This is a genomic window from Neptuniibacter sp. (assembly GCF_024231755.1).
In the GTDB taxonomy this organism is placed as follows: domain Bacteria; phylum Pseudomonadota; class Gammaproteobacteria; order Pseudomonadales; family Balneatricaceae; genus Neptuniibacter.
Genome location: NZ_JAAEQH010000382.1, coordinates 1 through 5883, shown reverse-complemented (window position 1 = coordinate 5883; position 5883 = coordinate 1). Strand labels below are relative to the sequence as shown.

At 45.6% G+C, this 5883-nt stretch carries 5 protein-coding genes; all 5 read left to right on the top strand.

Features of this window, described 5'->3' with window-relative positions:
• Positions 1-103 precede the first annotated feature (103 nt).
• The 5 genes from hisS to murI all read left to right on the top strand — a co-directional run bounded on the left by hisS (position 104) and on the right by murI (position 5550).
• Positions 104-1345, top strand: a complete 1242-nt coding sequence (gene hisS, locus GY843_RS20955) for a histidine--tRNA ligase (RefSeq protein ID WP_297312627.1) — start codon at positions 104-106, stop codon at positions 1343-1345.
• Between the two features lie 38 nt (positions 1346-1383).
• Positions 1384-2040, top strand: coding sequence for a tetratricopeptide repeat protein (locus GY843_RS20950; RefSeq protein WP_297312626.1), 657 nt, complete (start codon positions 1384-1386; stop codon positions 2038-2040).
• Positions 2041-3192 carry an outer membrane protein assembly factor BamB gene (bamB, locus tag GY843_RS20945; protein WP_297312625.1) on the top strand — a complete coding sequence of 384 codons (1152 nt, stop codon included), beginning with the start codon at positions 2041-2043 and terminating at the stop codon, positions 3190-3192. It abuts the gene before it with no gap.
• Between the two features lie 88 nt (positions 3193-3280).
• Positions 3281-4720: a ribosome biogenesis GTPase Der gene (gene der / locus GY843_RS20940; RefSeq protein WP_297312624.1), complete on the top strand. Its 1440-nt coding sequence runs from the start codon at positions 3281-3283 to the stop codon at positions 4718-4720.
• Positions 4720-5550, top strand: coding sequence for a glutamate racemase (gene murI / locus GY843_RS20935; RefSeq protein ID WP_297312623.1), 831 nt, complete (start codon positions 4720-4722; stop codon positions 5548-5550). Before der ends, murI begins: the two co-directional genes overlap by 1 nt.
• Positions 5551-5883 lie beyond the last annotated feature (333 nt).

Here is a 5883-nt window from a genome sequence, read left to right as displayed (position 1 = left end):
GCCGAGCATAGTCGTAAGAATATCGTCCGAATAAATTTGCCGTTGGCAGAATAAGTTAAGAGTTATAGGTTGTATTTTGGCCAAGATTAAAGCCATTCGTGGGATGAACGACATCCTGCCTGAACAGTCACCAGTGTGGCAATACCTGGAAAACACAGTTAAAGACGTACTTTCAGCATACGGTTATAGCGAAATTCGTATGCCGGTTGTTGAGCAAACGAATCTTTTTAAGCGTTCAATTGGTGAAGTAACTGATATCGTTGAAAAAGAGATGTATACCTTTGAGGATCGTAATGGCGATAGCCTGACCTTGCGACCAGAGGGTACAGCTAGTTGCGTCCGCGCAGCAGAAGAGCATGGCTTGCTATTTAATCAGATGCAGCGGTTCTGGTATCAGGGACCGATGTTTCGTTATGAAAGGCCGCAGAAGGGGCGTTATCGCCAGTTCCACCAGATCGGTGTAGAAACGTTTGGTATGGCGAACTCGGATATTGATGCGGAGGTAATTCTGCTCAGTGCCCGTTTATGGAAGCGACTGGGGTTATTGGATTCTGTAACACTACAGCTTAACTCGCTGGGAAGTAATGAAGCCCGTGAAGAGTACAAAGCTGCTCTGGTAGAGTATCTGTTGGCACGAAAAGATCAGTTGGATGAAGATAGCCAGCGCCGTCTTGATTCAAACCCTCTGCGAATTCTAGATAGTAAAGACCCGAATACTCAGGCTCTGCTTGATAGTGCTCCGGTTTTAACTAATTACCTTGATGATGAATCCCGTCAGCATTTCACAGAGTTAACCGATATGCTTGATGCTGCTGGAATTCATTATGAGATCAATCCGCGCTTAGTACGTGGCCTCGATTACTACTGCAAAACAGTATTTGAGTGGGTGACTGATAAGTTGGGTGCTCAGGGTACGGTGTGTGCTGGTGGTCGCTATGATGGCCTGGTTAAGCAACTTGGTGGTCGACCAACCCCTGCAGTAGGTTTCGCTATGGGTGTTGAGCGCTTGATATTATTGCTGGAAACACTTGAATTGATACCGGAAGAAGTTAAGCAGCCATTCGATCTCTATCTGGCTGCTGAACACAAAGGATTACAGTCAAAAGTGGTGCTATTTGCCGATCAGCTACGTGATCAATTGTCTGGATTGCGGGTTCGAATTCATTGCGGTGGTTTGAAAAATATCAGTCAGAAAGCACAACAGAGTGGGGCGCCTATTGTTCTCCTGCTAAAAGAAACTGATAATCAGCAGCTTTGCGGTACAATCTGGCACCAGAATGAACCAGAGTTTGATCTGCAGGAAACGCAGATTAAAGAGAAAATTCAGAATATTTGGCAAGCTTAAGCGCCATATTACAAAGTTTATTGGTACAGGAGTTAAAGGTGGCAGAGTTACGCACCGAAGAAGAACAGGTCCAGGCATTAAAGAACTGGTGGAATGAGAATGGCAAGTCTCTGCTCCTGGGGGTTGCTGTTGCGCTGGCCGGTATATTTGGTTGGAAAGGTTGGCAGCAGCAACAAGCAGTACAGTCTGAGAATGCTTCTATTCTCTACCAGAATATGTTGGATGCGGTGGTTGGGGCTATTGGCCCGCAGCAAGATGAAGCGCAGCTTGTAACTGCTAAACACCTGGCGGAAGAATTGAAGACAGATTACGACTCATCCTCCTATGCAAAATATGCAGCGATGATCATGGCGCGTGTTGCCGTTGATAATAATGAGCTGGATAAAGCTGTTACTGAGTTGGATTGGGTGCTGGCGAATCAGCCTACTGAATCTATGTTTGCTCTGGCTAGTTTGCGTAAAGCGCGTGTATTGGCTGCGCAGGGCGAAGTAGATAAAGCACTTTCAATCGTTAGCGGGGCTCCGGTAGCGGGCTACAAAGCAAGTATTTCTGAATTGAAGGGTGATCTATATCTGGCTAAGGGCGATAAAGCACAGGCTAGAAGTGCTTACTCAGCAGCATTGGAGGCTTCCGAAGTAAATAGTCGCCCGGTGTTAAAGATGAAGCTTGACGATCTGGCTGTAGAGGGAAGCTAAATGAAACGTATTGGGCAGATCGTTACTGCAGGTGTTCTGACGGCACTTATCTCTGGCTGTGGCTTTTTTGGAGATAGTGGGGAGGAAGTTAAACCCTCGCCGCTGATCTCTTTTGAAGCAGAGAAACAGGTTGATGTGCTTTGGTCTGTTGCTGTTGGTTCGGGGCTAGGTAATAAGTATCACCAGATTACCCCAGCAATCGATGGCGATAAAATTTTTGCTGTAGATAAAGATGGTACTGTCTTTGCGTTTGTTCGGGAGACTGGAGCTAAACTGTGGCAGGTTGAGATGGATGTTCCTGTTGTCGGTGGTGTTGGTGCGGGCTATGGCAAAGTGGCAATTGCTAGTGAAGATGGTGTTGTTTATGTGCTCTCATCTGAAGATGGCACTGAACTTTGGCGTTCAGACGTTAGCTCTGAAGTGACAGCTGCTGCACAGTTTAATCAGGATCTGGCAGTCTTTCAGTTGATTAATGGTAAGGTTGTTGCGTTTGATGCTGCAACGGGTGAGCACCGTTGGACCTTCGATAGTCTTGTTCCACGATTGACCCTGCGCGGCACGAGTGTGCCAATTGTAACTGCTGATGTGACTTTTGCAGGTTTTGCCAGCGGTAAATTAGTGGCTATCGATAATGCAAAGGGTTCGGCGATCTGGGAAAACCGTGTTGCCTTGCCTCAAGGGCGTTCTGAATTAGAGCGTATGGTTGATATAGATGGGCGTCCGAAGCTAGTTGATGGAATGCTCTATGTTACTAGTTATCAGGGACGTCTGGTGGCGATTAATCCATACCGTGCTCAGGTAGTGTGGGCTCAGGACGTTTCAAGCTATCGTTCACTGGCTGAAGGTTTTGGTAACATCTATGTGAGTGAAGCTAATGATGCGGTACAGGCGTTTGATCGCAGTACAAGCGCCAGTGTATGGCGTCAGTCAGATTTGGAAAATCGCAGTATCACGTCACCAGTAACGTTGTCGTCAACAGTAGCTGTTGGGGATTATGAAGGTTATGTTCACTTTATGTCTCAGACTGATGGACACTTTGTTGCCCGCCATAAGGTCGATTCATCTGGTCTTAAAGGCGACATGATTGCTCAGGATGATGTGCTGTATGTGTTGGCTAATGGCGGCCGCTTGGTTGCTCTGAGCTTACAGTAAATCCAGCTATAATTTGTAGGCGGCTACTTGCATTAGTGAGTAGCCGCCGTTTTTGTTTTTGCCTGCTTAATGCAGGAGAGAGTTATTAATGCTTCCGGTAATTGCACTTGTTGGCCGACCAAATGTTGGCAAATCAACCCTTTTTAACCGATTAACTCGGTCTCGAGATGCTTTGGTAGCCGATCTGCCAGGTTTGACTCGTGATCGTAAATACGGTGAAGGTCGTCTTGCTAATGAAGAGCAGGATTACATCGTTGTTGATACCGGCGGCATCACAGGTGATGAGCAGGGTATTGACTATGAGATGGCAAAACAGTCGCTGCAAGCAGTTGAAGAAGCTGATGTAGTTCTGTTTATTGTTGATGGTCGTGCGGGTATAAATCCTGCGGATGATATGATCGCCAACTACCTGCGCAAAAGTGAAAAGCCCTTTTATCTGGTTGTTAACAAAACTGATGGCTTGAATCCAGATGTCGTAGTTGCGGATTTCTATGAGTTGGGTTTTGGTCAGCCATTCCCAATTGCGGCCTCTCATGGTCGTGGTGTAACTCAGCTGATTGAGATGGTTCTAGAGGAGCTTCCTGAAGAAGAGGAAGAGTCTCAAGAGACCATGGATGAAGTAGAAAAGAGTATAAAAATTGCCGTTGTTGGGCGCCCGAATGTGGGTAAGTCTACCTTGGTCAATCGAATGCTGGGTGAAGATCGAGTAGTTGTATTTGATAAGGCAGGTACAACGCGCGACAGTGTATATATCCCTTATGTGAGGGATGAAAAGAATTACACCTTGATTGATACGGCAGGGGTGCGCAGAAGAAAAAATATTACCGAAGCTGCGGAAAAGTTTTCTATTGTGAAAACCCTGCAAGCGGTCAATGATGCTCATGTTGTGGTATTTGTGATCGATGCGCGCGAAGGTGTAACTGAGCAGGATATGCACATGCTCAGTTTTGTTATCGATACAGGCCGTTCATTGGTGATTGCGCTTAATAAGTGGGACGGCATGAATGGTGAGGAGAAGGCGAGAGTTAAAGAGCAGATTGAGCGCAAGCTCGAGTTTGCTGAGTTCGCCGATATGCACTTCATCTCTGCGCTACACGGCAGTAACGTAGGTAACATGTACGACTCGGTTGATGAAGCCTATGAATATGCGATGGCTAAGTGGTCAACAAGCAAGTTAACCCGACTTTTGGAAGATGTCGTTGCTGATCATCAGCCGCCTATGGTTAAAGGTCGACGAATCAAACTGCGTTATGCACACCAGGGTGGGTCTAACCCTCCAATTATTGTCGTACATGGTAACCAGACGAACGCCTTACCAGGTTCATATAAACGGTACCTGGAGAATAAATTTATATCTGTATTGGGGATTCGTGGGACACCAATACGTTTCGAATTTAAGTCTAGCGATAACCCATTTGAAGGTAAGAAGAATCCGTTATCAAGCCGACAACTGGCGAAGAAAGAACGCTTTAGAGATCACGTTCGTCAGTTGAAAAAAGCTAACAAGAAAAAGAAAAGTAAGAAGTAATGCGCAGTAACCTGCCTATAGGTATCTTCGATTCAGGAGTGGGTGGATTAACTGTCCTTAATGCCATTAAGGATCTGTTACCAAATGAAGACCTTATCTATCTTGGTGATACGGCGCGAGTTCCTTATGGAACGAAAAGTGCTGCTTCAGTAATGCGCTACGCGGAGCAGGCTGCAGCAGCGCTTCTTTCTCGTGAAGTGAAACTGTTAGTGATCGCCTGTAATACTGCATCGGCAGTCGCTGTAGAGCATCTGCAAAAGCTAAATCCAGAAATAGCTGTGGTGGGTGTGGTTGAGCCAGGTGCCCAAGCAAGTTGTTTAGCTACTAAGAATAATCATATTGGTGTTATTGCTACAGAAGGTACTGTCAATAATCAGGCCTATCAGTCTGCAATATTAAAGCGTAAGCCTGATGCTTCTGTTACTGCTCAAGCTTGTTCTCTCTTTGTCGCTTTGGCGGAAGAGGGGTGGCACGAAGGAGAGCTTGTAGAGTCGATTATCGGTGAGTGCTTAAAGCCGCTACTCGATTCAGACTGTCAAACTGAAATGGATACCCTTGTTCTGGGATGTACGCATTTCCCGGTATTAAAAGAAAGTATTGCCAATATAGTGGGAGATAAGGTTTCGCTTGTGGATTCGGCTGATACAACAGCAACGGTTGTAAAATCCTTTCTTTCAGAACGACAATTGCTGAATGAACAAAAAGCAGGTCATGTCAGTTTTCTCGTGACAGATGACCCGGCTAGATTTTCCCGAGTCGCAAAGAATTTCTATCAGGGGGATATTGAGCAGGGTGAAATACAACAAGTAGATATCCAACATTTCTCCTGAGTAAGGGCTTGTTGGAGACAGAATGATAAAAAGGCGTCCTTAGACGCCTTTTTTGTGCCCGTTTTATGTGTGTTGTTTAAGTTTTAAGCGCGGTTGTTTGTTCTTTAATCACTGTCTGTATGGTATTTGGTCAGTTTTGTCTTTTTTACGATTTTTTTAAGTTTTTTTACAGATAGCGGTTGACCTGATTTTATATGTCTGTAGAATTCGCCGTCCTTGCTTAGGGAGGCCGCAAATTAAGGCGGTTTTGAACGAGGTGAGGTGTTGAGTAAGTGATTGAAAACATTGGTTTTTAAGATTGCTTACGCAGCAGGATTCAAAGTGCCGACGCTG

Coding starts and splice junctions, on each gene's coding strand:
- hisS (WP_297312627.1), top strand. CDS start 104: ATGAACGACATCCTGCCTGAACAGTCACCAGTGTGGCAATACCTGGAA.
- bamB (WP_297312625.1), top strand. CDS start 2,041: ATGAAACGTATTGGGCAGATCGTTACTGCAGGTGTTCTGACGGCACTT.
- der (WP_297312624.1), top strand. CDS start 3,281: ATGCTTCCGGTAATTGCACTTGTTGGCCGACCAAATGTTGGCAAATCA.
- murI (WP_297312623.1), top strand. CDS start 4,720: ATGCGCAGTAACCTGCCTATAGGTATCTTCGATTCAGGAGTGGGTGGA.